The 25,820-nt window shown below is 68.1% G+C and carries 25 protein-coding genes and 1 tRNA gene; 6 read left to right on the top strand and 20 right to left on the bottom strand.

Translation table 11 applies throughout. The annotated features are described in order from the left end of the window. Positions 1-3 precede the first annotated feature (3 nt). Positions 4-828, bottom strand: a complete 825-nt coding sequence (locus tag Q7V15_RS16350; RefSeq protein ID WP_304756925.1) for a division plane positioning ATPase MipZ — start codon at positions 826-828, stop codon at positions 4-6. Positions 829-993: 165 nt separating this feature from the next. Here Q7V15_RS16350 and panC point away from each other — a divergent pair, with 165 nt between their 5' ends. Then, positions 994-1,851 carry a pantoate--beta-alanine ligase gene (gene panC, locus Q7V15_RS16345; protein WP_304756922.1) on the top strand — a complete coding sequence of 286 codons (858 nt, stop codon included), beginning with the start codon at positions 994-996 and terminating at the stop codon, positions 1,849-1,851. Positions 1,852-1,855: 4 nt separating this feature from the next. Here panC and Q7V15_RS16340 read toward each other — a convergent pair whose 3' ends face one another. From Q7V15_RS16340 to Q7V15_RS16325, 4 genes are read right to left on the bottom strand one after another with little or no spacing between them, the layout of a single operon-like run. Next, positions 1,856-2,266 (bottom strand): DUF1489 family protein, encoded by a 411-nt coding sequence (locus Q7V15_RS16340; protein WP_304756921.1) that lies wholly within the window; start codon positions 2,264-2,266, stop codon positions 1,856-1,858. Between the two features lie 9 nt (positions 2,267-2,275). After that, positions 2,276-4,165, bottom strand: a complete 1,890-nt coding sequence (locus tag Q7V15_RS16335) for a biotin carboxylase N-terminal domain-containing protein (protein ID WP_304756919.1) — start codon at positions 4,163-4,165, stop codon at positions 2,276-2,278. After that, on the bottom strand, positions 4,162-5,001 hold the full coding sequence (locus Q7V15_RS16330; RefSeq protein ID WP_304756917.1) for an enoyl-CoA hydratase-related protein: 840 nt from the start codon (positions 4,999-5,001) through the stop codon (positions 4,162-4,164). Before Q7V15_RS16330 ends, Q7V15_RS16335 begins: the two co-directional genes overlap by 4 nt. Before the next feature lie 13 nt (positions 5,002-5,014). Continuing rightward, complete coding sequence (locus Q7V15_RS16325) at positions 5,015-6,622, bottom strand: carboxyl transferase domain-containing protein (protein ID WP_304756916.1); 1,608 nt, start codon at positions 6,620-6,622, stop codon at positions 5,015-5,017. 45 nt (positions 6,623-6,667) lie between these two features. Between Q7V15_RS16325 and Q7V15_RS16320 the strand changes: the two genes are divergently transcribed. Next, positions 6,668-8,440, top strand: coding sequence for a patatin-like phospholipase family protein (locus Q7V15_RS16320; RefSeq protein WP_304756915.1), 1,773 nt, complete (start codon positions 6,668-6,670; stop codon positions 8,438-8,440). Positions 8,441-8,745: 305 nt separating this feature from the next. Here Q7V15_RS16320 and Q7V15_RS16315 read toward each other — a convergent pair whose 3' ends face one another. The 7 genes from Q7V15_RS16315 to Q7V15_RS16285 form a co-directional block, all read right to left on the bottom strand. Beyond that, positions 8,746-8,952 carry a hypothetical protein gene (locus Q7V15_RS16315; RefSeq protein ID WP_304756914.1) on the bottom strand — a complete coding sequence of 69 codons (207 nt, stop codon included), beginning with the start codon at positions 8,950-8,952 and terminating at the stop codon, positions 8,746-8,748. Between the two features lie 70 nt (positions 8,953-9,022). Beyond that, complete coding sequence (locus Q7V15_RS16310; protein ID WP_304756913.1) at positions 9,023-9,721, bottom strand: class I SAM-dependent methyltransferase; 699 nt, start codon at positions 9,719-9,721, stop codon at positions 9,023-9,025. Positions 9,722-9,783: 62 nt separating this feature from the next. Further along, positions 9,784-10,950 (bottom strand): isovaleryl-CoA dehydrogenase, encoded by a 1,167-nt coding sequence (locus Q7V15_RS16305; RefSeq protein WP_304756912.1) that lies wholly within the window; start codon positions 10,948-10,950, stop codon positions 9,784-9,786. A gap of 102 nt (positions 10,951-11,052) precedes the next feature. After that, the gene (locus Q7V15_RS16300) at positions 11,053-12,522 is read right to left on the bottom strand and encodes a lysozyme (RefSeq protein ID WP_304756910.1); all 1,470 of its coding nucleotides are present in this window, start codon (positions 12,520-12,522) and stop codon (positions 11,053-11,055) included. Between the two features lie 67 nt (positions 12,523-12,589). Continuing rightward, positions 12,590-14,011 carry a magnesium transporter gene (gene mgtE / locus Q7V15_RS16295; RefSeq protein ID WP_304756908.1) on the bottom strand — a complete coding sequence of 474 codons (1,422 nt, stop codon included), beginning with the start codon at positions 14,009-14,011 and terminating at the stop codon, positions 12,590-12,592. Between the two features lie 57 nt (positions 14,012-14,068). Continuing rightward, positions 14,069-14,153, bottom strand: a tRNA-Leu gene (locus Q7V15_RS16290). 60 nt (positions 14,154-14,213) lie between these two features. Beyond that, positions 14,214-14,468 carry a FliM/FliN family flagellar motor switch protein gene (locus tag Q7V15_RS16285; protein WP_304756907.1) on the bottom strand — a complete coding sequence of 85 codons (255 nt, stop codon included), beginning with the start codon at positions 14,466-14,468 and terminating at the stop codon, positions 14,214-14,216. A 72-nt stretch (positions 14,469-14,540) separates the two neighbouring features. On the opposite strand from Q7V15_RS16285, the gene lipB reads away from it, so the two are divergent. Further along, complete coding sequence (lipB, locus tag Q7V15_RS16280) at positions 14,541-15,272, top strand: lipoyl(octanoyl) transferase LipB (RefSeq protein ID WP_304756906.1); 732 nt, start codon at positions 14,541-14,543, stop codon at positions 15,270-15,272. An 8-nt stretch (positions 15,273-15,280) separates the two neighbouring features. Here lipB and Q7V15_RS16275 read toward each other — a convergent pair whose 3' ends face one another. The 3 genes from Q7V15_RS16275 to Q7V15_RS16265 form a co-directional block, all read right to left on the bottom strand. After that, positions 15,281-15,643, bottom strand: a complete 363-nt coding sequence (locus Q7V15_RS16275; RefSeq protein WP_304756904.1) for a PRC-barrel domain-containing protein — start codon at positions 15,641-15,643, stop codon at positions 15,281-15,283. A gap of 83 nt (positions 15,644-15,726) precedes the next feature. After that, on the bottom strand, positions 15,727-17,706 hold the full coding sequence (locus tag Q7V15_RS16270) for an acetyl/propionyl/methylcrotonyl-CoA carboxylase subunit alpha (RefSeq protein WP_304756903.1): 1,980 nt from the start codon (positions 17,704-17,706) through the stop codon (positions 15,727-15,729). 11 nt (positions 17,707-17,717) lie between these two features. Beyond that, positions 17,718-18,038, bottom strand: coding sequence for a heavy metal-binding domain-containing protein (locus Q7V15_RS16265; protein ID WP_304756902.1), 321 nt, complete (start codon positions 18,036-18,038; stop codon positions 17,718-17,720). Positions 18,039-18,117: 79 nt separating this feature from the next. Between Q7V15_RS16265 and msrB the strand changes: the two genes are divergently transcribed. Then, a complete protein-coding gene (gene msrB / locus Q7V15_RS16260) occupies positions 18,118-18,609 on the top strand; it encodes a peptide-methionine (R)-S-oxide reductase MsrB (protein ID WP_304756900.1) in 492 nt (163 codons plus the stop codon). Here the strand turns inward: msrB and Q7V15_RS16255 are convergent. The 4 genes from Q7V15_RS16255 to Q7V15_RS16240 all read right to left on the bottom strand — a co-directional run bounded on the left by Q7V15_RS16255 (position 18,606) and on the right by Q7V15_RS16240 (position 22,704). Continuing rightward, positions 18,606-19,403 (bottom strand): aminoglycoside phosphotransferase family protein, encoded by a 798-nt coding sequence (locus Q7V15_RS16255; RefSeq protein ID WP_304756899.1) that lies wholly within the window; start codon positions 19,401-19,403, stop codon positions 18,606-18,608. The two genes, msrB and Q7V15_RS16255, sit on opposite strands and share 4 nt — an antisense overlap. 42 nt (positions 19,404-19,445) lie before the next feature. Then, on the bottom strand, positions 19,446-20,252 hold the full coding sequence (locus Q7V15_RS16250; protein ID WP_304756897.1) for a BON domain-containing protein: 807 nt from the start codon (positions 20,250-20,252) through the stop codon (positions 19,446-19,448). A gap of 100 nt (positions 20,253-20,352) precedes the next feature. After that, positions 20,353-21,879 carry an acyl-CoA carboxylase subunit beta gene (locus tag Q7V15_RS16245; RefSeq protein ID WP_304756894.1) on the bottom strand — a complete coding sequence of 509 codons (1,527 nt, stop codon included), beginning with the start codon at positions 21,877-21,879 and terminating at the stop codon, positions 20,353-20,355. Between the two features lie 93 nt (positions 21,880-21,972). Next, a complete protein-coding gene (locus tag Q7V15_RS16240; protein WP_304756892.1) occupies positions 21,973-22,704 on the bottom strand; it encodes an ATP12 family chaperone protein in 732 nt (243 codons plus the stop codon). A gap of 83 nt (positions 22,705-22,787) precedes the next feature. On the opposite strand from Q7V15_RS16240, the gene Q7V15_RS16235 reads away from it, so the two are divergent. Beyond that, the gene (locus Q7V15_RS16235) at positions 22,788-24,194 is read left to right on the top strand and encodes a DUF1800 family protein (RefSeq protein ID WP_304756891.1); all 1,407 of its coding nucleotides are present in this window, start codon (positions 22,788-22,790) and stop codon (positions 24,192-24,194) included. Then, a complete protein-coding gene (locus Q7V15_RS16230) occupies positions 24,191-25,432 on the top strand; it encodes a DUF1501 domain-containing protein (RefSeq protein WP_304756890.1) in 1,242 nt (413 codons plus the stop codon). Before Q7V15_RS16235 ends, Q7V15_RS16230 begins: the two co-directional genes overlap by 4 nt. Here Q7V15_RS16230 and Q7V15_RS16225 read toward each other — a convergent pair. Further along, positions 25,429-25,820 (bottom strand): pseudouridine synthase (locus Q7V15_RS16225; protein ID WP_304756889.1); only part of this gene is annotated, 392 nt, incomplete at its 5' end. The genes Q7V15_RS16230 and Q7V15_RS16225 overlap by 4 nt on opposite strands.

Here is a 25,820-nt window from a genome sequence, read left to right as displayed (position 1 = left end):
GGCCTATTCGGCCGCCATCAGGGTCTGCCCGGTCACCTCGCCAAGACCCAGGGCGCCGATCAGGGCGCGCAGTTCCTGACGGGCGGCCACGTGCTGGAGCGAGATCGACACCGGGCGGATGGCGGGCGACAGGTCGGCGATGGTCAGGCCGAAGGGATAGAGCTCGCGATAGATGACCCGGTCGCGCAGGCCTGGCCCAACGCGGAAGCCGACCCGGCGGGACAGGGCCTTGACCCGTTCGTCCAGGCGGCGGCGGTTGCGCGCCTCGGTGGGCGCCAGACGGTTGCGCAGCACCACCCAGTCAATGGAGCGGCCGTCGGCCACAGCGCGCGCCTTGCGGCTGTCCCAGACGGTGACCGAGTAAAGGCCGGGCCGCTTGAGATCCAGGGAGACCGGATCGACCACCCCCAGCATGTCGAAATCGACGAAGCTGTCATTCATCGGGGTGACGATCAGGTCGGCCAAGCCATGGGCGGCGCGGGAGATCGCCGTGTCGCCGCCGGGGGTGTCGATGAGGACGAAGTCCGCCTCGGCGTTGGCCGCCTCGAAGGCCTGGTGGAAGGCGGCGAGCGCCTCCCCGTCCGTCGCCACGGCCAGATCGGCGCTCAACGGATATTCCAGAGGCAATGGCGCCTCGACCTCATTGGCCGCCAGCCAGGCTCGGCGGCTGGCGAAGAAGTGGGCCATGGACTGTTGGCGCAGGTCCAGATCCAGCACGGCCACCTTGGCGCCGCCGTACATCAGGGCCACGGCGAGGTGGAGGGCGATGGTCGATTTTCCAGCGCCGCCCTTCTCATTTCCGACGACGATCACGCGGGGTTGGGACATGAGTCCAGCTCCATCGATTCGGCCAGGCGGGCCTATAGGTTAACGAGACGCTTATGCCGACCCTCACGTCAACTTGGCAGGCCCTGCGGCCTGTGGACGGATGGACGCACCCCCTGCCCATCAGCCATAAGCCAAGCCGTCCCTTTGAGAGCCGGTCGAGACCCCATGTCTGCTGATTTTCTACCTGTCGTCCGCACCGTGGCCGAGCTGAGGGCGCAGGTCCGCGCCTGGCGGGGCAAGGGGGAGACCGTGGCCATGACGCCCACCATGGGGGCCCTGCATGAGGGCCATCTCTCCCTGGTGCGGCTGGCCCGAACCCGCGCCCGACGGGTGGTGGCGAGCCTGTTCGTCAATCCGACCCAGTTTGGGCCAGGAGAGGACTTCGAGCGCTATCCGCGCAACGAGGCCGGTGATGCTGCCCTGTTGGCCAGCGCGGGCTGCGACCTGCTCTATGCGCCCGATGTCAGCCAGATCTATCCGGCGGGATTCTCCACCAAGGTCAGCGTATCTGGGGTCAGCGAGCCCCTGGACGGAGCCGCGCGGCCCGGTCACTTCGACGGAGTTGCGACGGTGGTGACCAAGCTGCTCAATCAGGCGCAGCCCGACGTGGCGGTTTTCGGCGAGAAGTACTACCCGCAGCTTCAGTTGATCCGCCGGCTGGTCCTGGACCTCGACCTGCCGGTGGAGATCATCGGCGCGCCCACCGCCCGGGCTGAGGACGGCCTGGCCCTGTCCTCGCGCAACGCCTACCTCACCCCCGAGCAGCGGATCATTGCGGGACGGCTCAATGTCGTCCTGGCCGACGCGGTTGTGCGACTGAAGACCGGCGACCCAGTCGCCAAGGTGGAGGCCACCGGGCGCGCGGCCCTGGAACGCCAGGGCTTTGAGCGGATCGACTATTTCGAGGTCCGCAACGCCTCGGACCTGTCCCACCCTGGACCTGACATTCTGAGCGGTCCTGGTCGGGTGCTGGCGGCGGCCTTTCTGGGCAAGACCCGGCTGATCGACAATATGGCGGTCTGAGGCCCTACCAGAGACCCGCTCCGCGCAATTGCCGGGCGAGTTCCACGGGAACATCCTCTCCGCCCTCGCCCGCCAGGTCGGCCGGAGCGTCCCTGGCCTCCAGGTAGCGCCAGCCCTGAAAGGCCCTCCGGGGGGTCGGGGCGACCCGCACCAGGACCTCGTCCAGCCGCATCTCGCAACGGGCGTTGGGCCCCTCGCCCACCGTGGTCACGTCCAGGATCCGCTGCCGCGTGAGGATGGCGCCCTTATAGACCCGGTAGAGGGAGCCGCCGTCGATGAGCTCAGCCGCACGCTTGGGCGTCTGGCGGGTCCGCAGAATCCAGGGCTCTCCGGCCTGGGCCTGGGGCGCGCGCCAGTCCAGCAGATCCTCCACGGTGTCGCAGCCGACGACGAGCTTGATCAGATGCACGGTCATGGGGGGGGTCTAGGCCGACGGCGTCAGCCGCGCCAGCACCACGCCTTCGCTGAGCTGATCACCGACGGCGACCGAAATCGTCTCGACCACCCCCTCGAAGGCGGCGGTCAGGGCGTGCTCCATCTTCATGGCCTCCAGGGTGACCAGGGTCTGGCCTTTGAGGACCTTGTCGCCAGCGCTCACGGCGACGGCGACCACCTTGCCTGGCATGGGCGCGATGACGACCCCATCGCCGGCCGGCCCCTCCCCGGTGATCGCCTGCGGCGGAGTCCCGGTGAAGGCGAAAGCCTCGCCCGCCTCGAACACCACGATGGCCCCGGCCTGATCCAGCAGGACGTCAGCGCTCAGGGGGCCGTCGACCAGGGGGGCGGTGACGGCCTGGCCATCCCGGTAGAGGCGAACCTGGCCCTGGCGCGGCCCATTGATCCGGAAACCGGTCAAGGCGCTCCAGGGACCCTGCGGCTCGGCGGCGGGGACCGGGGTCTGTGAGAGCAACCCTTGGGCCGCAGCCGCCAGGACCTGGTCGCTGGGCGCGCGGGCGCCGGCCAGCGCGTCCAGGCGGGCGGCGATGAAGCCGGTGTCGACCTCGCCCTGCAGGAAGTCGGCGTCCTCCAGGCAGCGCGCCAGGAAGCCGGCGTTGGTCCGCACCGGCCAGACCTGGACCTGGGCGCAGGCGGCGGCCAGGCGGTGGGCGGCGACCCGCCGGCTGGGGCCGTGGGCGATCAGCTTGGCGATCATTGGATCATAGTGCGGGCTGACGGCGCCGCCGGCCTCCACGCCCGTGTCGACGCGGACCGACTCGGGCAGGACGAAATGCTCCAGCTCGCCGATAGACGGCAGGAAGCCAGCAGCCGGGTTTTCGGCATAGAGCCTGGCCTCCATGGCCCAGCCGTTCAGGGTGATCTGGCCCTGGGTGAGCGGCAGGGGCTCGCCGCCGGCCACCCGCAGCTGCCACTCCACCAGGTCCTGGCCGGTGACGGCCTCGGTGACCGGATGCTCCACCTGCAGGCGGGTGTTCATCTCCATGAACCAGATGCGGTCGGCCCGCAGGCCGTCGCTGGCGTCGGCGATGAACTCCACCGTGCCGGCGCCCACATAGTCCACCGCCCGGGCGGCGCGGACGGCGGCGGCGCAGACCGCCTGGCGGACCTCGTCGCTCATGCCCGGCGCCGGGGCTTCTTCAATCACCTTCTGATGGCGACGCTGGAGGGAGCAGTCGCGCTCGAACAGGTGAACCACCTGGCCGTGGGCGTCGCCGAACACCTGCACCTCGATATGACGTGGCCTGGCGACATAGGTCTCCAGCAGCACCCGGTCGTCGCCGAAGGCCGCGGCCGCCTCCCGCTTGGCCGCGCCCAGGGCCTCGGTGAAGTCCGCCGGGCGCTCGACCTTGCGCATGCCCTTGCCGCCGCCGCCGGCCACCGCCTTGATCAGGATCGGATAGCCGATGGAACCTGCCTCCCGCGCCAGATGGGCGGGGTCCTGGCTCTCGCCGTGATAGCCCGGGGTCACCGGCACGCCGGCCGCGATCATCAAAGCCTTGGCCGCATCCTTGAGGCCCATGGCGCGAATGGCCGCAGGGGGCGGGCCGACCCAGGTCAGGCCCGCAGCTATCACCGCCTCGGCGAAGGCGACGTTCTCCGACAGGAAGCCATAGCCGGGATGGATGGCGTCGGCGCCCGTGGCCCGGGCGGCGGCCAGCACGGCCTCGACGTTCAGATAGCTCTCCCGGGCCGCGGCCGGCCCCAGGCGCACGGTCTGGTCGGCCTCGCGCACATGGGGGGCGTCAGCATCGGCGTCGGAGTAGACCGCGACGGTGGCAAGGCCCATCGCCCGGGCGGTGCGGAAAATCCGCCGGGCGATCTCCCCACGATTGGCGACCAGGAGGGTGGTGATCATTCGGCCCAGCGGGGCTTACGCTTCTCCAGGAAGGCGATGACCCCTTCCTGACCTTCTTCACTGACCCGCACCCGGGCGATGACCTTGGCGGTGTCCTCCATCAGGCCGTGGTCGATCTCCTGATAGGCCACGTGCTCGACAATCCTCTTGGACTCGATGACCGCCATGGGACCGCAGGCCATCATCTCAGCGGAGAGGCTGGTCATGGCCGCTTCGAGGGCGGCGTCATCCTCCACCAGCTTGGTGATCAGGCCGATCTTCTCCGCATGGGCGGCGTCAAAGGTGCGGCCGGTGGCGAACAGGCCCCGGGCCGTGCGGGGGCCAACGGCGGCGACCACATAGGGGCTGATGGTGGCGGCCACGAGGCCCAGCTTGACCTCGGCGAAGCTGAACTGTGCGTCAGCGGTGGCGATGGCCATGTCGCAGGCCGCCGCCAGACCCGCCCCGCCGCCATAGGCGCCCCCCTGGACCAGGGCGACCGTCAGGGCCGGGATATCCCACAGGAGTTTCAGCATCCGGGCCATGGCCATGGCGTCTTCGCGATTGTCGTCCTCGGTGTGCCGGGCGGCGGCCCGCATCCAGTCGAGGTCGGCGCCGGCGCTGAACGTTCCGCCGGCCCCGCGCAGGAAGACCACCCGCACATGCTCAGCGCCATGCAGGGTCTCGAAGGTCTCTGACAGGGCCGCGATCAGGTCAGCGTCAAAGGCGTTGCGGCGCTCAGGCCGGTTGAGGGTGACGATGGCCACGCCCTCGACCGTGGCCTCCAGGCGCACCAGGGGCGAGGTGGCGTCGGTGTCGAGGCCTTCCACCAGCGGATCGGCGATCGGGTTGCTCATGGTCTTGGCTCTCTCACATTCGGAAGACGCCAAAGCGCGTCTCCGGCACAGGCGCATTGAGCGCCGCAGAAATCGACAGTCCAAGCACGTCGCGGGTCTGGGCCGGATCGATGATCCCATCATCCCACAGGCGTGCGGTGGCGAAATAGGGGTCGCCCTCGGCCTCATAGCGCGCCTTGACCGGCGCCTTGAAGGCCGCCTCGTCCTCAAGGGGCCAGGTTTCGCCGCGGGCCTCGAGACCATCGCGGCGGATGGTGGCCAGCACGCTGGCGGCCTGCTCGCCGCCCATGACGCTGATCCGGCTGTTGGGCCAGGTCCACAGGAAGCGCGGGGAATAGGCCCGGCCGCACATGCCGTAGTTGCCGGCCCCGAAGGAACCGCCGATCAGGACGGTGAACTTGGGGACCTCGGCGCAAGCCACCGCCATCACCAGCTTGGCCCCATCCTTGGCGATGCCGCCGGCCTCATAGCGTCCGCCGACCATGAAGCCGGAGATGTTCTGCAGGAAGACCAGGGGAATCCTGCGCTTACAGGCCAGTTCAATGAAGTGGGCGCCCTTAACGGCGCTTTCGGAGAACAGCACCCCGTTATTGGCCAGAATAGCGACGGGATAGCCCCAGATGCGGGCGAAGCCACAGACCAGGGTCGTGCCGTACAGCGCCTTAAACTCGTCGAAGTCCGAACCATCGACAATGCGGGCGATCACCTCGCGCACATCATAGGGCGCCCGCACATCGCCGGGGATGAGGCCGTAGAGTTCTTCAGGATCAAAGGCCGGCGGCCGCGGCTCGGCCAGGGCCATGTCGTGGGTCTTGGTGGTGTTGAGATTGGCGACGATGGCGCGGACGATCGACAGGGCGTGTTCGTCGTCATTGGCCACATGGTCGACCACGCCGGAGCGACGACCATGGGTGTCGGCGCCGCCCAGCTCCTCGGCGCTGATCACCTCGCCGGTGGCGGCCTTCACCAGGGGCGGCCCGCCCAGGAAGATGGTGCCCTGATCGCGGACAATCACCGTCTCGTCGGCCATGGCCGGCACATAGGCGCCGCCGGCGGTGCAGGAGCCCATGACACAGGCGATCTGGGCGACGCCCGCCGCGCTCATCTGGGCCTGGTTGAAGAAGATGCGTCCGAAATGATCGCGATCGGGAAACACCTCGGCCTGGTGGGGCAGATTGGCGCCGCCGGAGTCCACCAGATAGACGCAGGGCAGCCGGTTCTGCAGGGCGATCTCCTGGGCCCGCAGGTGCTTCTTCACCGTCATCGGGAAGTAGGCGCCGCCCTTCACCGTCGCGTCATTGGCGACGATCATCACCTCTCGGCCCGACACCCGGCCCACCCCCGTAATCAGACCGGCGCCGGGCGCCTCATCGTCATAGAGTCCGTGGGCCGCCAGGGCGCCGACCTCAAGGAACGGCGCGCCAGGGTCAAGCAGCCGCATCACCCGTTCGCGCGGCAGAAGCTTGCCCCGCGATTCGTGCCGCACGCGGGAGGCCTCTGGGCCGCCAAGACCAGCTTGCGCCACATGGCCACGAAGTTGGTCAACCAGGCCGCGATTCAGCTGCGCCTGGGTCTGAAATGCCTCGGAAGCCGGGTCGATGGAGGAAGTTAGCCTCGTCATATGCATGGCATAGCCGGGCGAGCCGTTGCGCGCTAGGCTCCCCACGTGGCTCGCCTGCCGGAACTCCCCAGTGACAGCGCACTCGCCCAGCTGTTCTTCAATGAACGGGTGGAGGGCGATGCGACATGGTTCTCGCTGCCTGGCGGCGGGGTGCTGTTCGAGCCCGGTGAGGCGGCCGATCACCTCTACTTCCTCCGCGCCGGGCGACTGGGCGCCTTCCGTCGCGACGAGGGGCAGGAGCCGGAGTTCCTGGGGGTGATCCGTCCCGGAGAGCCGGCCGGCGAGATGTCCCTGCTGTCGGGCACGCCGCACACCGCCCGAGTGGTGGCGCTCCGGGATTCCGAGGTCTTCGCCCTGCCCCGCGATCTGTTCCTGGAGGCCGCCGAGAGTGATCCCGGGGTCATGCTGGAACTGGCCCAGCTGGTGGTCCGACGCAGTCGACGGCAGGTTCACCGCTCCACCGGCGCCGAACCGTCGGTCTATGGGTTCGTCACCGTGGGCGAGCCGGTCGCCGTGCGTCCCGTCGTCGACCGCATCGCCCGCCACATCATGCGCCAGGGCTACAGCGTCACCGTCGTCGGGGCCGAGGCGGCCATGGCGCCGACGGAGTGGTATTCCGAGGTCGAGCGGACCCACGACTTTGTCCTCTACGCCGCCGAGGGCGAGGATCTGGGCTGGCGCGCCGTGGTGGCCCGGCAGGTCGACCGACTGTTTCGGATCGGCAAGGCCGCGGCCTCACCGCCGGCCAATATCATCCTGCATCCGGCCCAACCTCTTCAGGCTCACCAGCTGGTGGACCTGATCCTCATGCATCCCCGACAGAGCCCGGCGCCGCGGACCTCCGAGGCCTGGGTCAAGGCCGCACAGCCGGCCCGCCTGTTCCATATGCGCCGGGACGATGAGGCCGACGCCGCCCGTCTGGCCCGGGTGCTGACCGGCCAGTCGGTAGGGCTGGTGCTGTCCGGCGGCGGCGCCAGGGCCTATGCCCATGTGGGGGCGATCCGCGCCCTGCGGGAACGGGACGTGCCTATCGACTTCATCGGCGGAGCCTCCATGGGGGCCATTGTCGCCGCGGGGCTGGGCATGGGCTGGTCCGATGAGGAGGCCGACCGCCGCATCCGCGACGCCTTTGTCGCCTCCAGCCCCCTGGACGACATCGCCTTCCCCCTTGTGGCCATGACCCGGGGGGAGAAGGTGCGCGCCCGCCTCTATGAGCATTTTGGCGACACCAGCATTTCCGATCTCTGGCTGCCCTTTTTCGCCGTCTCCTCGAACCTGACCACCGGCGCCTATCAGATTCACCGGAGCGGACGGCTGGTCGACGCCCTGCGCGCCACCATCGCCCTCCCCGGCGTCATGCCGCCGGCCACCCAGGGGGATGAGGTGCTCGTCGATGGGGCCGTGCTGAACAATTTCCCGGCCGATGTGATGAGCGCCTTGCACCTGGGGCCGGTGGTCGGGGTGGATGTCACCCGCGGCCGCAGCATCACCGCCAAGGATGTGGCCCGTCCGGAATCGGTTCTCCGCTGGATCGCGTCGGGCGCCTGGCGACAGGGGCCGCCCATCGTCTCGCTTCTGATGCGCGCCGCCACCGTGCCCACCGGGCGCGACCTGCGGGCGGCCCGCGAAAGCGTCGACCTGCTGGTCACCCCGGACATGACCGGCGTGGAGATTCGCAACTGGGAAGCCTATGACCCCGCCGTTTCCGCGGGCTACCTGGCCATGGGCCAGGCGCTAGAGGCGATGACCACACCAGTCACCGAAATGCGGCGCCGCACGCCCCTGAGCGAGGAAGGCCCCAAGCGGGGCTGGCGCTGAGGGGGTTTCAGACAGGCCGGACGATCACAAACACTTGGGTTTGCCAATTTGAGAATCCCGCCCCATATTCAGATCAGTCTTCAACAACTGAAAGGAGGTGATCCAGTGTCTCATTGTCACTTGTCGCAGTCGGTGACCGTAGCCTGGGCCTCCCACGAGGTTCGCGCTTAAGCGCTGCTAAGGTTGCGGGCCGCCGCGCTTGCGGTCCGACAATGGAAGGGCCGGCCCCGACAATGGGCCGGCCCTTTTTTGTATCTCGATCCAGCCTTGTGCAGCCTGACGACTGGGTCAGGTCGCGCCAAGGTCTAGTTACGGCGGGGGGTGGTCGCCGCGCCGGCGACGCCGCCGATCGCTGCGCCGGCCGCAGCCCCGCCGAGGTCGCCGCTGACGGCGCCGCCGACGGCGGCGCCGCCCAGGGCGCCGGTGGCGGCCCGCTCGGTCACAGTGGTGCCGCAGGCCGCCAGGGCCAGGGCGGAAAAGGCGATGGGCATCACGATCAGGGTCTTACGCATGGGGGGGCTCCTTGGGTTTCCTCAAAAAGGAAGGCGTAGGACCGCCCATGGGTTCCCCTGAATCGACGCTTCAGCGGCGGACGAATCGCAGGACGAAGTTCTCCCGCATCCCGTCGATCCTGACGTCCTCGACCAGATCAAAACCGTGGGCCTGGATCAGACCGACATGGCCGGCCCGGTCCAGAGCGACCACCTCCTGATGGCCGGCATGGCCGTGGGCCAGGTCGAAATCCACGATGGCCAGCTGACCGCCAGGTTTCAGAGCGGCCTTGAAATGGGCCAGCATGGCCTCGGGCGCCTCGAAATGGTGGAAGGTGTTGACCACCAGGATGGCGTCGACGGCGTTCGGCGGCAGGGTCGGGCTGTCGACGCGCGACAGGACCACCGACACATTGCCCAGGCCTTCCCGTTCCACCCGATCACGCATGTAGGCGGCGAAGGGCGCTGAGATATCGACGGCATAGACGTGACCGTCGGCGCCGACAGCCTCGGCCAGCGGCTTGAGATAGGCCCCCGTCCCGGCGCCCACATCGGCCACGACCATCCCCGGCCTCAGGTCCAGAGATGCGACGATGGCCGGCCGCAGGGCGATGACCTCGCGTTCCGGGGATTCGAATCGGGCCGCCGTCTCGGCCACCGAGGCGACCTCTTCACTCCAGGTCCGGTTCATGGCGGCTGACCGCTCGGTGGCGCCATGACCGTGTTGCGCCAGGGCCGGCCCTGCGGCCGCCATCACCGAGATCAAAACCAGGGCTGTCAGGCGCCGCATCTTCGTCTCTCCGCCAAGCTGGGCGGAGCATAGCGAGGCGTTATACTATATCAACACGGGACCTAACCGCCGATCAGCTCCCGGCCGATCAGGAAGCGGCGGATCTCGTTGGTGCCGGCGCCAATGTCGTAGAGCTTGGCGTCCCGCAGCAGGCGCTCCACCGGATAGTCCTTGGTGTAGCCCGCGCCGCCCAGGGCCTGGATCGCCTCCAGCGAGCATTTCACGGCGCTTTCCGAGGCCATCAGGATGGCGCCGGCGGCGTCGAAGCGGGTGGTGAGTCCCGCATCACAGGCCCTGGCCACGGCATAGACATAGGCCCGGGCCGAGTTGAGGGCGACATACATGTCGGCGACCTTGGCCTGCATCAGCTGGAAGGAACCGATAGGGGCGCCGAATTGCTTGCGTTCGCGCACATAGGGCAGCACGGCGTCCAGGCAGGCCTGCATGATGCCCAACGGTCCGCCGGCCAGCACGGCGCGCTCATAGTCCAGGCCGCTCATCAGGACGCCAACCCCGCCGTTCAGCGGGCCCAGCACATTCTCCTGCGGCACTTCGCAGTCCTCAAACACCAGCTCGCCGGTGTCGGAGCCACGCATGCCCAGCTTGTCCAGCTTCTGGGCGCAGCTGAAACCCTTGAAGTCCTTCTCGATCAGGAAGGCGGTGATCGCCCGGCCGGTGACCTCCGGATCGGTCTTGGCATAGACCACCAGCACATCGGCGTGCGGCGCATTGGTGATCCAGAACTTGGTCCCGTTCAGCACGTATCGATCGCCATGAGGCTCGGCGCGAAGGCGCATGGACACCACGTCGGAACCGGCGCCGGCTTCGCTCATGGCCAGGGCGCCCACATGCTCGCCGCTGATCAGGCGCGGCAGGTAGCGCTGCTTCTGCGCCTCAGAGCCCCAGCGGCGGATCTGGTTCACGCAGAGGTTGGAGTGGGCGCCGTAGGACAGGCCCACCGAAGCCGAGGCCCGGCTGACCTCCTCCATGGCCACCACATGTTCCAGATAGCCGAGGCCGAGGCCCCCATAGGCTTCCTCGACGGTGATCCCGTGCAGGCCAAGGGCGCCCATCGGCCGCCACAGGTCCCGGGGAAAGGTGTTGGAGGCGTCTATCTCCGCCGCCCTGGGGGCGATTTCGCCCGCGGCGAAGCGTGCGGTGGTCTCACGGATGGCGTCGGCGGACTCGCCAAGGCCAAATTCGAGGGCGGGGCCAGAGGTCGTCATCATGCCTAGGGCCTATCACGGGGGAAACGGCGCCGCGAGGGGACAATTCACCCCCAAATTCCCGCCGTGACCGGCAGGCCCTGCCTCAGGATCGGACGCCGCCCGTCAGTTCGGATGGTCGTCCAGGTCTTCCAGGCCATCGTCGCCGCTGAGGCGCTGCAAGACCTGATAGGCCGCGACACCGAAGAAGCCGACCCCGGTGATGCCCGCGATCCAGCCGACCGTCAGGGGGTTGATCAGGCCGCCTTCGGTGATCCGGGCGTTGAACGCCCAGAACAGCCCGCCGGCGAACAGGGCCAGACCCAAGCCCGCCAGGGTCAGCAGCGCCCCAAGATCCGCCCGGTTCACGGCCTTGGGCATGGGCTCGAAGGTCATGGTTGAGGGCTCAGGCGCCGTATCGTCAATCAGCAGCCGCGGCGGATCATCGGCGGGAGCCTCGACCTCCGGCGGCGCGGCCGGAGCTTCCAGCGGATCATTGGCCGCCAGCATCGGGCCAGGCAGGTTGCGAACCTCAGGGGAACGGACCTCGGGCGCAGATTCATCGTCGTCCTCATCCGAAGGGGTCAGGACAAAGGCGCGCTCAGCGCCGCCGCTCATCAGGCCCACGGCAGGCGCCCACGAGGCTGTCGAGGTCGCAGGCTTCGCCGGCTCGGATTCTGAGGCCCCATCAGGGGGCGAGGGCAGATTGTCGGTCAGCGAGGACGAAGTGTCGTCGGCGGAGGGTGAAAGTCGCTCATCAGGGACGGACTCGGGCGAAGCCTCCTGCTCGCCCGCGACAGCGGGCTCAACAGGCGCCGCCTCGGACTCCGCGGTGGGGCCCTCCCCGGCCGTATCGGCCATGGTCTCTTGCGGCGAGACCTCGGATGAAGGCTCGGGGTCGCGGAAGATGGCCTGCAGTCGGTAGCTTACGGCCGCCGCGGCGGCCTGGGCCGGACTGGGCGCTGCGTCCTCTTCCGGCGGCGCGGGCTGCAGGGTGGCGGTGGTGGGGTCCCGCTCGGCGACGGCGTCCAGGCCATCGAGGACCGCGCGGACGGCCAATGGGGTCTGGCGCGGCACAATCCCGGCGATGTCGGCGTCAATATTGGGCCGCAGCACCGGGGACGGCGCGGGCACCCAGCCGTCCATGGGCGTCAGGAACAGGGTCTTCTCAGCAGCCCGGCGGCGCACCAGCGCGTCGATGACGATCCGCTCGCCCTCGAAGTCGGCCTTGCGCCAAAGCTCCATGGCGCAGGCGGCCTGTAGCAGCTGGCCCTCATTGATCCGTCGCAGAACGGTCGAGCGGCGGAAATTGTCGATGCCGATATTGAACGCAAAGCAGCACAAAGCGTCGAACTGGTTCTGGGTCAGCGGCGCATAGGTGGACTCATTGACCACATGGGCGACGGCGATCAGGTCGTAGAGCAGCAGGGCCTCGGCGTCCTCTTCCGAGACCTCCGCCCCCTCGCGGGCCGTCAGGGTGTGGCCATAGCCGATGGTCCAGCGCCCATCAGCAAGACGCGCAGCCTTGGATCGGTAGCCTTCGAAGCGTTCGATCAGTTCGATCGCAGCGCGGGAGATCTGGTGACGCGGTTTCATGGCCGTCCTGATCCATGTTGAGACACAAACACGGGGTCTGGGTCTCCAGCCGCAAGATAGGGGCCGGTTACAACAGGATCAGCGCTGCGATGCCCAGGAAGGCGAAAAATCCTGTGAAGTCGGTGACGAAGGTCACAAACACGGCAGACGACACCGCAGGGTCGCGCCCCATGCGTTCCAGCGCAAGCGGCACGAGGGCGCCGGCGGCGGCCGCGACAAACATGTTGATCACGAGGGCCGCGGCGAAGGCGATACAGAGCCTTACGTCGCCGAACACCAGATAGATGGCCACCCCCGTCACCGCGGCCAGGACCACGCCATTGACGAGCCCGACCACCATCTCGCGGCTGACGGTCCGCATCGCGTTGACCGCCGAGAGCTCCCGGCTGGCCAAGGCGCGCACGGCCACGGTCAAGGTCTGGGTCGCCCCGTTGCCCCCCAGGGAGGCGACGATGGGCATCAGAACGGCCAGGGTCACAACCTCGGCGATCTGAGCCTCAAATCCCTGGATCACGCTGACGGCCAGGGCGGCGGTCAGGGTGTTGAGCAACAGCCAGGGCAGACGCGAGGCGACCATGTCCCAAATCCGCCCATGGCGACCGCTGTCGGAAACCCCGGCCAAGGCGAGGATATCCTCGCGGCTCTCCTCATGGATGACGCCGACAATGTCATCGACGGTGATCTGACCCACCAGGCGGCCGCCCGGCTCGACCACCGGGGCGGAGATCAGGTGGTACTTGTCGAAGATGTAGGCCACCTCCTCCTGGTCCATATCGACCGGGATTTCGGACAGGGACTCCATGATCTGCGCCAGCGGCACATCCCGCTTGCTTCGCAACAGGGTGCTCACTGGCACCGCACCGACGGGCCGGTAGGTGGGGTCAACCACATAGACGTCGAAGAACAGCTCGGGCAGGTCGTCACCTTCCCGGCGGAAGTGGTCGATGGCCTGGCCGACCGTCCAGAACTGCGGGGCGGCGACCACCTCGCGCTGCATCAGTCGGCCGGCGGTCTCCTCGCCATAGGACAGGGCGCTTTCGATAGCCGCGCGTTCGCCCTCCGGCAGAGCGGCCAACACCTCGGCGCGCTTGTGGATCTCCAGGTCCTCGACCACGTCGGCGGCGTCGTCGGAGTCCAGCTCACCCAGGGCCCGCGCCAGGGTTTCAGGGGCGACAGCCTCGAGGATTTCCTCACGAATCTCGTAGTCCAGCTCCGACAGGATCTCGGCCAGGGCTTCGGGATTCAGGTGAGGGAGGATTTCCTTGCGGTCCTCCGCGGCAAGGAAGCCGATCAGGTCGGCCACGTCGGCGGGATGAAGGGCGCTCAGCAGCTCCCGGAGGCGGTCGGAATCGCCGCGATCGGCGGCGTCCACCACCATGGAGACGAATTGCGGATTAAGCGCATAGTCCTCGCCTAGGGCGAGATCCTCCAGGTCCTCTTCGCGCTCAATCTCGATATCGGCGGCAGGGTCGGCCTGTTCACGACTCACGTCGACCTCCCCTGCGCTACGTTTCGAAATCTACCGGCTCTGCTGTTCCTGGTTCACTGGTGCGGTCGAGAAGACTCGAACTTCCACGGGTTGCCCCACAGCGACCTCAACGCTGCGCGTCTACCAATTCCGCCACGACCGCCCGTGGTGAGCCGCGGGGCGTAGCAAACCGCCGCTGCTTTGTGAAGGGAGAGTTTGCGCCTTAGCTGCCGCCGGCCATGTAGTCGAACACATTGGCTCCGCGGGTGACGGCGATGGCGATCTTGTCGTCGCTGATCTGGATTTCGCCCCGGGCGACGGGGTGGTTGTTGGCGAGGATCCAGACTTCTTCGTTGACGGTGGCGTCGAGGGGAATCACCGCACCCCGGCCCATGCGCAGAAGCTGCTGCATCGGCAGGGAGGCTCGGCCAAGCACGACCGATATCTCCACATTGACCGCCTCGACCTGACTGGACAAACCCGCACCCCTACACGCCGCCTCAACTGCGGCTTTGCAGCCGGCGGTCCGAAGCCCCACATTGCGCCTGCCATGCTTGACCGCGCGTTAAACCCAGAGCCCTCCGGGACAAACTTTCATCGCCCCGACGGGATCCCCGTCGGGTGGGCGGTGTCCCGGGGATTGGTGGACTATGAGGCCGCCGTCGCCGCCATGGAGGCCCGCGCCGCCGCCATCGCCGAGGGCCGGGCCGGCGAGTTGGTCTGGCTGCTGGAGCATCCCCCCCTCTATACCGCAGGGGTTTCGGCGCGGCCGCAGGACCTGCTGACCCCCGACCGCTTCCCGGTGTTTCAGAGCGGGCGCGGCGGACAGTTCACCTATCATGGCCCCGGCCAGCGGGTGGCCTATGTGATGCTTGATCTGACGGCCCGGCGGCGAGACGTGCGGGCCTTTGTCGCGGCTTTGGAGGCCTGGGTGATCGAGGCCCTTGCGCGCTTCAATGTGGAGGGCGCCGTCCGACCTGGGCGGGTCGGGGTATGGGTGGAGCGCAGGGCGCCGGGCGTTCCGCCACAGGAGGACAAGATCGCCGCCATCGGCGTCAAGCTCCGCCGCTGGGTCTCATTCCACGGGATCGCCCTGAACGTGGAGCCGGATCTCAGTCATTTCACGGGCATCGTGCCCTGCGGGGTCACTGAGCACGGGGTGACCAGTCTGGTGGACCTCGGCCTGCCCATCAGCATGGATGAAGCCGACGCGGCTTTGCGCGCCGGCTTCGAATCCGTGTTCGGGGCGAGCGCGGAGGCTGGACCCCCGCCCCTCCCCTGAGCTCACAGCTAGGCGGTGGCGCCGTAATAGCCCGTGACCTCGTCGCGCCAGCCATAGTCGGTGGTGCTGAGGCGGGACTTGTCATAGCCCGGCGCGCCTTCCAGGGTTTCCTTCTCGAGGGCGACCACAAAGCCGTCCTGCTCAGTGTCATAGGTCAGGACCGACCAGGGCAGCGGATAGTGCTTCTCGCCCATGCCGAGCAGGCCGCCGAAGGCCATGGTGGCGAACTCGGCCTTGCCGGAACGCTTGTCGATGAAGATGTTCTCCACCGTGCCCAGCTTTTCGCCCTGGGGGTTGTAGACGCTGACGCCTTCGACCTTGTCGGCGGCGATCAGGCGCATGTCGGTGCGGTCGGCGGGATCGTTGGCCATGTCAGGCTCCTCTTGGGGTGAATTGCCTCAAGGGAACCCACCACAGGCGCCTCCGTTCCGACGGCGAAGCTCGAGATCGCTGATCAGGCGAATTCGGCGAGCACCTCATCGGCGGCCACCGAGTCACCGGCCTTCGGGCCGACCATCTTCACCGTCCCATCCCGCTCGGCGCGGATGATGTTCTGCATCTTCATGGCTTCGATGATGGCCACGATCTCACCGGCCTTGACCTCCTGGCCCTCAACGACGCTGAGGCTGACCACCAGGCCCGGCATGGGCGACAGCACCAGCTTGGCGGTGTCGGCGGCCTGTTTGGCCGGCAGGCGCTTGTGCAGCAGGGCCGAAACCGGCGTGAGCACCAGCACCCGGGCCTCGGCGGCCCGATGGCGGATGACGAAGCCCTCGGCCGCCGGGCGCACCTGAACCGAGAATCTCGCCCCCTCCAGGTTGGCGGCGAACACCGGCTGGCCCGGCCGCCAGTCGATGTCGGTCAGCACCAGACTTCGCCCCGCCTCGGTCAGCTCCGCGCTCACCGCATCCCCGTCCAGGCTCAGCCGCACCGGATGGTCGACGCCGCCCAGATTGACCACCCAGTCGTGACGCCCCCGCCCGGGCCAGGCCCGCTCGCTCAGCACCTGATGCATGGCGCAGGCCGCGGCGATCTGGATATCGGTCTGGCGCGGCGTCGGTTCGGTTCCGTGAAAGCCCTCGGGGAACTCGTCCTTGATGTAGTTGGTGGAGATCTGGCCCGACCGGAACCGGTCCTGATCCATCACGGCGGCCAGGAAGGGGATGTTGTGCCCCAGCCCCTCGATATGAAAATTCTCCAGGGCCTCGCCCATGGCGTCGACGGCGGACAGGCGCGTGGGCGCCCAGGTCGACAGCTTGGAGATCATCGGGTCATAGAACATCGAGATCTCGTCGCCCTCGCGAACGCCGGCGTCGTTGCGCACCTGCAACGACGCGCTATCGAGCTCAGCCGGCGGCCGGTAGCGCACCAGTCGGCCGATCGAGGGCAGGAAGCCACGATAGGGATCCTCGGCGTAGATGCGGCTCTCGATGGCCCAGCCGTTGATCTTCAGATCGTCTTGCGCAAACGCCAGGGGTTCGCCGGCGGCCGATCGGATCATCTGCTCGACCAGATCGACGCCGGTGATCAGCTCGGTGACCGGATGCTCCACCTGCAGGCGGGTGTTCATCTCCAGGAAAAAGAAGCTGCGGTCCTGGCCGGCCACGAACTCCACCGTGCCGGCGCTGTCATAGCCGACGGCTTTGGCCAGGGCGATGGCCTGGTCGCCCATGGCTTTGCGGGTGGCCTCATCCAGCAGCGGGCTGGGCGCCTCCTCGATGACCTTCTGATTGCGGCGCTGGATCGAGCATTCCCGCTCGAACAGGTGGACCACGTGGCCGTGCTTGTCGCCCAGCACCTGGATCTCGATATGGCGCGGGCTCTCGATGAACTTCTCGATGAAGATGCGATCATCGCCGAAGCTCGACTTGGCCTCCGCCTGGACGGCGGGAAAGCCCTCCTCCACGTCCTGGCGGGTCCAGGCCACCCGGATGCCCTTGCCGCCGCCCCCGGCCGAGGCCTTGATCATCACCGGATAGCCGATCTCCTCGGCGATCTGGACAGCGTGGGCGGTGTCGGAGATCTCGCCTACATGGCCCGGCACCGTGGAGACGCCGGCCCGGCCGGCGGCCTTCTTGCTCTCGATCTTGTCGCCCATGGCCGCGATGGCCTCAGGGTTGGGGCCGATGAAAACGATCCCCTCCTCGGCCAGCCGCCGGGCGAAGCCGGCGTTTTCCGACAGGAAGCCAAAGCCCGGATGCACGGCTTGCGCCCCGGTCTCGCGACAGGCCGCCACAATCTTGTCGGCCACCAGATAGCTTTCCGAGGCGGGCGCGGGGCCGATGAAGACCGCCTCGTCGGCCATCTCCACCGCCATGGAGTCGGCGTCAGCCTCGGAATAGACCACCACCGTGGCGATCCCCATCCGGCGGCAGGTCTTGATGATACGAACAGCGATTTCGCCGCGATTGGCGATCAGGATCTTGGAAAACATGGCCACCGAACTCAACGCAGCTTCACCGCCGTACCCGAGGCGCTGACCATCAGCATCCCGTTCTCGGCCCCCAGGGTCTCATAGTCGAGGTCGACGCCGACCACCGCATCCGCGCCCAGACCGCTGGCCTCAGCGCACATTTCGCGCAGGGCGATGGTCCGCGCCTCGCCCAGAGCCTTCTCATATCCCCCAGCCCGGCCGCCGATGATGTTGGTGATGCCAGCGAAGATGTCCCGGAAGATATGGGCGCCAATGATCGCCTCGCCGGTGACGACCCCAAGGGTCCTGGTGATCTCGCGCTCGGCGATGCTCGGGGTGGTGGCGGTGATCATTCCTGGGCTCTCCCGACTTCGCCCCCTTGTTGACAGGGGGTCCTTCCGATCTGTCGGGGGCGACCTTAGATTGGTGACCATGACCAAGCCAGCCGACTCCCCGACGACCGCTTTTGATCTGTCGCCGCCCGACCCTGCGGAACGCAAGGCCCTCGAAGCTCACCTGACCCTGGAAGAGGCCGATGTCCTGCTGCGACATGGAACCGAAGCCCCGTTCTGCGGCGGCCTGCTGGATAACAAGGAGGACGGGGACTATTGCTGCCGCCTCTGCGGCCTGCCCCTGTTCCGGGCCCACACCAAGTTTGAGAGCGGCACCGGCTGGCCCAGCTTCTTCGCCCCCTTGAATGAGGCCCATGTGATCGGCGTCCGGGACGTCAGCCATGGCATGGTTAGGGTCGAGACCCGCTGCGCCCGCTGCGGCAGCCATCAGGGTCACGTGTTTCCCGACGGCCCGCCGCCGACGGGCCTGCGCTATTGCATCAACTCGGTCTCGCTGGAGTTCGTGCCCCATGGGGAGCCATTGCGCGATCCCCTGGGCCGCGGCGATAACGCCCAACGGGGCGCCGGCTAACCCGCCGCCTCAAGGATGGCGAGCAGCGCCCTGGCCTTGGCCGGGTCGCTGCCGTCCTGGGCGTGCCAGGCGGCGGAGAGACCGGCATGGGCGTGGGCCCAGGCCCGCAGCCTGGCCGGCTCCAGACCGGCCGCTCGCGCAACCTGAGCCAGCTGCGCGGCGAAGCGAGCGGCAGTGACAAAGGCCAGGTCTGGGTTGGGAAAGATGTTGGCGTAGTCATAGGCTCGCTCGCCCACAAGTCCCCATGGATCGATGGCCAGCCAGCCGTCGGCGCCGAAGTTCAGCACATTGCCATGGTGGATATCTCCGTGCAGCAGCACCTGATCGCGGGGGCTCTCAAGCAGGCCAGAGGCCACCTGGCGGGCGCGCGCCAGGGTCGGGTCGGCCGACTGGTTCAGGGCGGAGAACAGCTTGCTCAGAGGCGGGGCGGCTGGAGGCGGCGGTCGCCGCGGCGCATGCAGCCGGGCGACCACCTGGCACAGGATCGCCGTGGCCGCCTCATCCCGACCCTCGCGGACCATCGGGACCAGGCTGTCGCCCGGCGCGCGGACCATCAGCAGCGCCTCATCCTGGACAGCGAGAACAGGGGCCGCGCCTTCCCCACTCCACCACGCCATGATGGTTCCGCCGCGCCGCTCGTCGACGCTATGGGCCAGTTTGAGCATGGCCGCTTGGGTCCCGGCGCGGACCGGCAGCAGACGTGAACGCGTCACGGGCATGGACATGACATCGCCCTCCGGGACGAGGTCCCAGAGGGCGAGCCAGGGTTCAAAGTCGTTCAGATCAGCGCCCATCGCCCAAGCCTAGGCTGGCTGCGGCGCCGCGAGCAATCTGGTCTATTCCTCGCCGTCAGAGACCTTGGCGAGGGTGGTGTTGGCGGCCATCCGAGCCGGTTGGCCCGTGGCTAAGGCCTGGTCCACCCGGGGCTGGACCCGCAGATTGTTCTGCACGTGCTTCACACCGTGGATGTCCTCGACACAGTGTTCGGCCCGGTGCTTGGCGCGACGATCATCCACCGTGCCGCTCAGGGTCACTTCGCCGTCCTTCACCTGGACCTGAATCTCCGAGGCGTCGATCCAGGGATCGTCGGTCAGGTGGTGGTGAACATCGTCGCTGATGCGGTCATCGGGGCGGACATAGCCCTTGGGTCCGCGGCCACGATGGCTGCGGGCGTGGTCGCGGTCACGGCGGCGTTCGGCCTCATCATCCCCGAACCAGGACGCGACCTCGTCGGTGGTCCGGTCCCAGAAGCCGCGGTCCTCCCCGCGATCGATACGCCGTTCGTGGCCGCCATAGACCCGGGCGTAGGCGTCGCGGGTCGAGGCCCGCGGAGGCGCCGCGGGGCCGCCGAAGCCCCCTTGCTCCATGGCGTAGCCTTCCTGACCGAAATAGCCTTCGCCATAGATCCGGTCGCGGTCGGGCTGGGCTCTGACCTCGCGGGACATTGTCCGGCCTTCGGCGTCGCGGCCATAGGCGGCGCCGCTCTCGCGCTCCCCGAACACGGGGCCGCGAGAAGCCTGCTGCGGGGAAAAGCTGCGGGCCTCTTCGTCCCGCTGCCCATAGCCGCCGGCGCGTCGGTCCTGATCGCCGCGCATGGCGCGGATGCGCTCATATTCCTGATCTTCGGTCCACCTGTCGGCCATGGCTCGTTCTCCCGTTGTTGACTGGGAGCGCGTCTGCGCTCTCCAAAGACAACAGGTTAGGGCCGACCTTGTTCCGAGACGCCGCCGGGCGGCGGACGCCTCAGAGGGGGATATTGTCGTGTTTCTTCCAGGGGTTGGTCAGGACCTTGCCCTTGAGGGAGCGCAGGCCCCGCACAATGCGGCGACGGGTGCCGTGCGGCATGATCACGTCGTCGATATAGCCACGGGCGGCGGCCACGAAGGGGTTGGCGAAGCGGTCCTTGTACTCCGCCTCCCGGGCGACCAGTTCCTCGGCCGTCTGGTTGCGGAAGATGATCTCCACCGCGCCCTTGGAGCCCATCACCGCGATCTCGGCGGTGGGCCAGGCATAGTTGTGGTCGCCCCGGATGTGCTTGGATCTCATCACGTCGTAGGCGCCGCCATAGGCCTTGCGGGTGATGATGGTGATCTTGGGCACCGTGGCCTCGGCATAGGCGAACAGAAGCTTGGCGCCGTGGCGGATCAGGCCGCCCTGCTCCTGCCGGGTGCCCGGCATGAAGCCCGGGACGTCTACAAAGGTCACCAGCGGGATTTCGAAGGCGTCGCAGAAACGCACGAAGCGGGCGGCCTTGCGGCTGGCGTCGATGTCCAGCACGCCCGCCAGCACCTGCGGCTGGTTGGCGACGACGCCCACGGGCTGACCGTCCATGCGGGCGAAGCCACAGATGATGTTCTTGGCGAAGTCCGGGGAAATCTCGAAGAAATCGGCCTCGTCCACGACCTTAAGGATCAGCTCCTTCATGTCGTAGGGCTTGTTGGGATTGGCCGGGACCAGGGTGTCGAGGCTGGGCTCCTCCCGCTCGGCCTCATCGAAGCTCACCCGCACCGGCGGGCGCTCGCGGTTGGAGGTGGGCAGGAAGTCCACCAGCCGGCGGACCTGGGTCATCGCCTCCAGATCATTCTCAAAGGCGCCGTCGGCGACCCCGGACTTCATGGCGTGGACCCGGTAGCCCCCCAGGTCCTCATGGGAGACGTCCTCGTGGGTGACCGTCTTCACCACATCGGGGCCGGTCACGTACATGTAGCTCGTGTCCTTCACCATGAAGATGAAGTCCATGATGGCCGGCGAATAGACGTCGCCCCCGGCGCAGGGCCCCATGATCACGGCGATCTGCGGGATGACGCCTGAGGCCAGGGTGTTCTCCAGGAAGATGTCGGCATAGCCGGCGAGCGAGTCCACGCCCTCCTGGATCCGGGCGCCGCCGGCGTCGAACAGGCCGATGATCGGGGCGCCCATCTTCAGGGCCTGCCGTTGGACCTTGAGAATCTTCTGCGCATGCGCGCTGGACAGAGATCCGCCGAAGACGGTGAAATCCTTGGAAAAGACGAAGACGGTGCGGCCGTTGATCGTGCCCCAGCCGGTGACCACCCCGTCGCCGGGCACCTTCTGTTCGGCCATGCCGAAGTCAGTGGCCCGGTGCTCGACGAACATGTCGAACTCCTCGAAGGAGCCTTCGTCGAGCAGCAGGTCGACCCGCTCGCGGGCCGTCAGCTTGCCCTTGGCGTGCTGGGCTTCGATCCGCCGGGCGCCGCCCCCCTGGCGGGCGGTTTCCCGCTTGGCTTCGAGCTCTTTGAGGATCTGCTTCACGCCGACACCCCTCCCTGACGACCACTGAGGGCCTCAGCCGTAATGGGCGCCGAAGGGCCGCGCAAGTTCACGCGGCGTCAGCAGAATTGGCCCTCACACCCCGTCCAGGGCGCGAAACCAGGCGTCCAGCATGGCCGACTCGATCGACAGGCGGGCGACCCGTTCAGCGGCCTCCTCATCGATCCCCCAGGCCTCCTCCTGGAAGATTTCATCCAGCCGCGACAGGGCGAGCGCCTGCCCCCCATCCAACCACCCCCGCTGAAGGGCGAGCGCCAGCACGCCAGAGCCATAGAGGGACGCGCCGAACGCCACCCCGGCCAGGCGGAAGTCGTCGAGCGCGAGGGCCAGGTCTCGAACCTGGCTCAGGGTCGCCTCGGGTTGGGCGCAATGAATGATCCCGGCTGCGCGGACGAAGCTAAGGCCCAGTTCCGACTCGGCCCGCTGCAGAACGGGCTCCCACTGGGCGGTCTGTCTCGCCACCAGAGCCTGGGGCTCTTCGGCGAAATAGCAGAGCAGGTCGGAGCTGGCGTAGTCGGCGACCGACTGCGCCGTGGCAGCGCGAGCCTGGGGAATGGATTCGATGGCGGTGTTGGCCAGGCGGGTGGCGTGCATGCCGACAATGTCGAGGCTCTCGCCCTGCCCGGCCCACTCGGCGGCGATGATCTCCGCCAGAGCCCGTGTGGGGGTCACCAGCCGCCCGCCCCGGGGGCCGCGCACTTGGCGCTCATCCAGCAGGACCGCAAAGCCGTCCTCGGCCTGCCTGATGGACACCGTCTTGTAAAAACGCCGTGGCCGGTCGGTGGCCTCTTGAAATCCACGTCTCAAAACAGACTCCATTGGATGCGACGGAGATGGGGCGGATAATCGTGGAATGGGGGATCACCCCACCGCGCGCAAGGAGGCGCCTTATGGCCCTGCCCGACCGTGATCTCCAGGCCGCAATTGCGGCCACGCGCTTTGGCCTCGGCGCCCGGCCCGGCGAAATCGCCGCAGCGCGCAGCGATCCTCGGGGATTTCTCGCCGAGCAGACCGTCGCGGCGACGCCCGCCCCAACCCGCGCCCTGCCCCTGGCGCGGGCCGAGGCCTTGCAGAGCTTCCGGCAGGCGCAGTCGGCCTTCCTCCGCGCCAATCGCCGTCAGAGCCGTGAGGCTCAAGACTTGCGCCCCGAAGTGGTCACCCAGCGGCGAGCTCTGCGGGAGGAGATCAACGCCGACCTTCTACAACGGGCGTCCCACGGCGCGACCACCGATCACGGCTTCGCCGAGCGGTGGGCGTTGTTCTGGGCCAACCATTTCACGGTGGGAGCGGGCAATTTCGTTCGCACCGCGACCATCGGACCCTATGAGGCGGCCGCCATCCGCCCCCATGTCTTTGGCGCCTTCACCGATCTCCTGGTGGCCGCCGAGACCCACCCGGCCATGCTGCTCTATCTCGACCAGAACGGGTCTGTGGGGCCAGGCAGCCCCCTCGCCCAACAGATGGCCCGGCGCAAGGACGCGACCGGGCGATCGGGCCTCAATGAGAACCTGGCCCGGGAAATCCTGGAGTTGCATACGGTGGGCGTGGACGGCGGCTACACCCAGGCCGATGTCATCGAGTTCGCCCGCGCCCTCACCGGCCTGACCTTTCGGGGGTTCAATTCCCCCACCGAGCAGGTGGGCGAAACCTATTTCCGGCAGATCGCCCACGAGCCGGGGCCCCGGACGGTGATGGGCGTCCGCTACGAGGTCCAGGGCGAAGATCAGGCCATGGCGATCCTACGCGACCTGGCCCGGCGGCCGCAGACCGCGCGCTTCATTTCGCACAAGATCGCCCGCCATTTCGTCGCAGACACCCCGCCCCCGGCCCTCGTCGCCCGCCTGGAAAAGGCCTGGCTGGGGTCCGACGGCGCCCTGGATCAGGTGGCCCTGGCCCTGATCGAGGCTCCAGAGGCCTGGGCGCCGGCGCCGACCAAGTTCAAGACGCCCTACGAGTTCATGATCTCCAGCTGGCGGGCGGCGGGCGCCGCGCCTCGGACCCCTGGCGACCTTTCCATGCTGACCGCCATGGGCCAGCGGCCCTTCTACGCCCCCTCCCCGGAGGGCTGGCCGGAGGACGAGGCGGCCTGGGCCACCCCCGACGGGCTGATCAAGCGCCTGGTCTGGACCGAAGCCTTTGCACCCCGGGCGATCGGCGATCGCGATCCCTCCGAGGTCGCCGCCCAGGCCCTGGGCGCGCGGTTGTCCGCCGTCACCGCGCGGGCGATCGCCGGGTCAGAGTCCCGGGGCGAAGGCCTCGCCCTTCTATTGATGAGCCCGGAGTTTCAACGCCGATGACCCGCGCACATGCCCCCGTTCCCCTCGCCCTGTCCCGCCGCCGCCTGCTGGGGGCAGGCGCGGGGCTGGGTCTGGGCCTGCAGTTCATCGGGACAGCGGCCTTCGCCGCGCAGGCGCAGAGGAAGTTCGTTCTGGTGATTCTGCGTGGCGCCGCCGATGGGCTGTCGATCAGCCCGCCGATCGGCGATCGCGACTATGTCGGCCTGCGCCGGGACCTGGCGATCACTGATGAGGCGCTGAGGATCGATCGCGACTTCGGCCTGCATCCGGAGCTCAAGTCCGTCCACCGCCTGATAGCCGCGGGCCAGGGACGGATTGCGCCGGCCGTCGCCATGCCTGCGGCCAGCCGGTCACATTTCGCGGCCCAGGACCGTCTGGAGGCCGCCGCCGGCGGCGATGTGAGCTCTGGCTGGCTCAATCGGGCCATGACCAGCCTGTCGGCCCGGACTCCGGTGGAAGGGCTCTCCGTCGGGCCTGTGGCGCCCCTGGTCATGCGCGGCCCGCTCACCACCGCCTCCTGGTCGCCTGGTCGAGCGGTTGAAACCCAGGCCCGCCTGCCGATGCTGATACAGGATCTCTATGCCAATGATCCCGTGCTGAGCGCCGCGCTGGGCCGCGGCCTGAAGACCGAGATTTTGGCGCAGGCCAATCTTGCCCGTCTCGCGCAGGACGAAAGCGGCGATCTCAGCCCAGCCGAGACCGCCCGGCTCACCCGGACCCTGATGGGCGACAGCCGCGAAGCCGCCGGCCGCCTGGGGGCCACAGTGGCGGGATTCATGCAGAGCGCCGGTGGCGCGGACATGGTCGCCATATCTCTTGATGGCTTCGACACCCACGCTAACCAGTCAGGCGCCCTGACTCGGCGGCTGGCCTATCTGGACGCCCTGGTCGGCGGCCTTGAGGAGGGTCTCGGTGCGGGCTGGCGCGACACGGTGGTCCTGGTGGTGACAGAGTTCGGTCGCACCGCGCGGATCAACGGCACTCTTGGCACCGACCATGGAACCGCCGCCACAGCACTCGTGCTGGGGGGCGCCCTGAAGCCCGGCGGGATCATCGGGGACTGGCCGACCCTCCGCGCCGAGCGCCTGTTCGAGAACCGCGATCTCGCCCCGACCACCGATTTGCGCAGCCTGTTCAAGGGTGTCCTGGCCGAGCATATGGGCGTGGATCGTCGGGCGCTGGACACCGCCGTCTTCCCAGACAGCGCCGCCGCGGCGCCCATTTTGGGCATGGTCTAACGGCGTTTGCGGCCAAAGGGCTCGGGATCGGCCTCATGCTCGTCGAAGCCGAACCGCGCAAAGCCCGCCTTCATCTCCGGGCTGAGCGGCGCCTCAAGGATCAGCATGCCGCTGGAGGGATGCGGCAGGGTCAGCCGCCGGGCGTGCAATTGCAACTTCAACTGACCTGAGAGCTGAGCCGAGGGCTCATCGCCATATTTCGGATCCCCCAGGATCGGGTGACCCATGGCCTTCATGTGAGCGCGGAGTTGGTGGGTCCGGCCGGTGTGCGGGCGCAGGGCCATCCAGGCCGCCCGGGGTCCGGCCCGGCTGATGGTCACGAACTCGGTCTCGGCGGGATCGGCGTCGGGATCACCCTTTTCGGCGGGCACGATCATCTCGCGGTCGC

The sequence above is a fragment of the Phenylobacterium sp. genome, from assembly GCF_030651755.1.
Taxonomy (GTDB): domain Bacteria; phylum Pseudomonadota; class Alphaproteobacteria; order Caulobacterales; family Caulobacteraceae; genus Phenylobacterium.
Note: the sequence above shows the minus strand (reverse complement) of the source record. Positions and strands in the feature narration are given on the sequence as shown.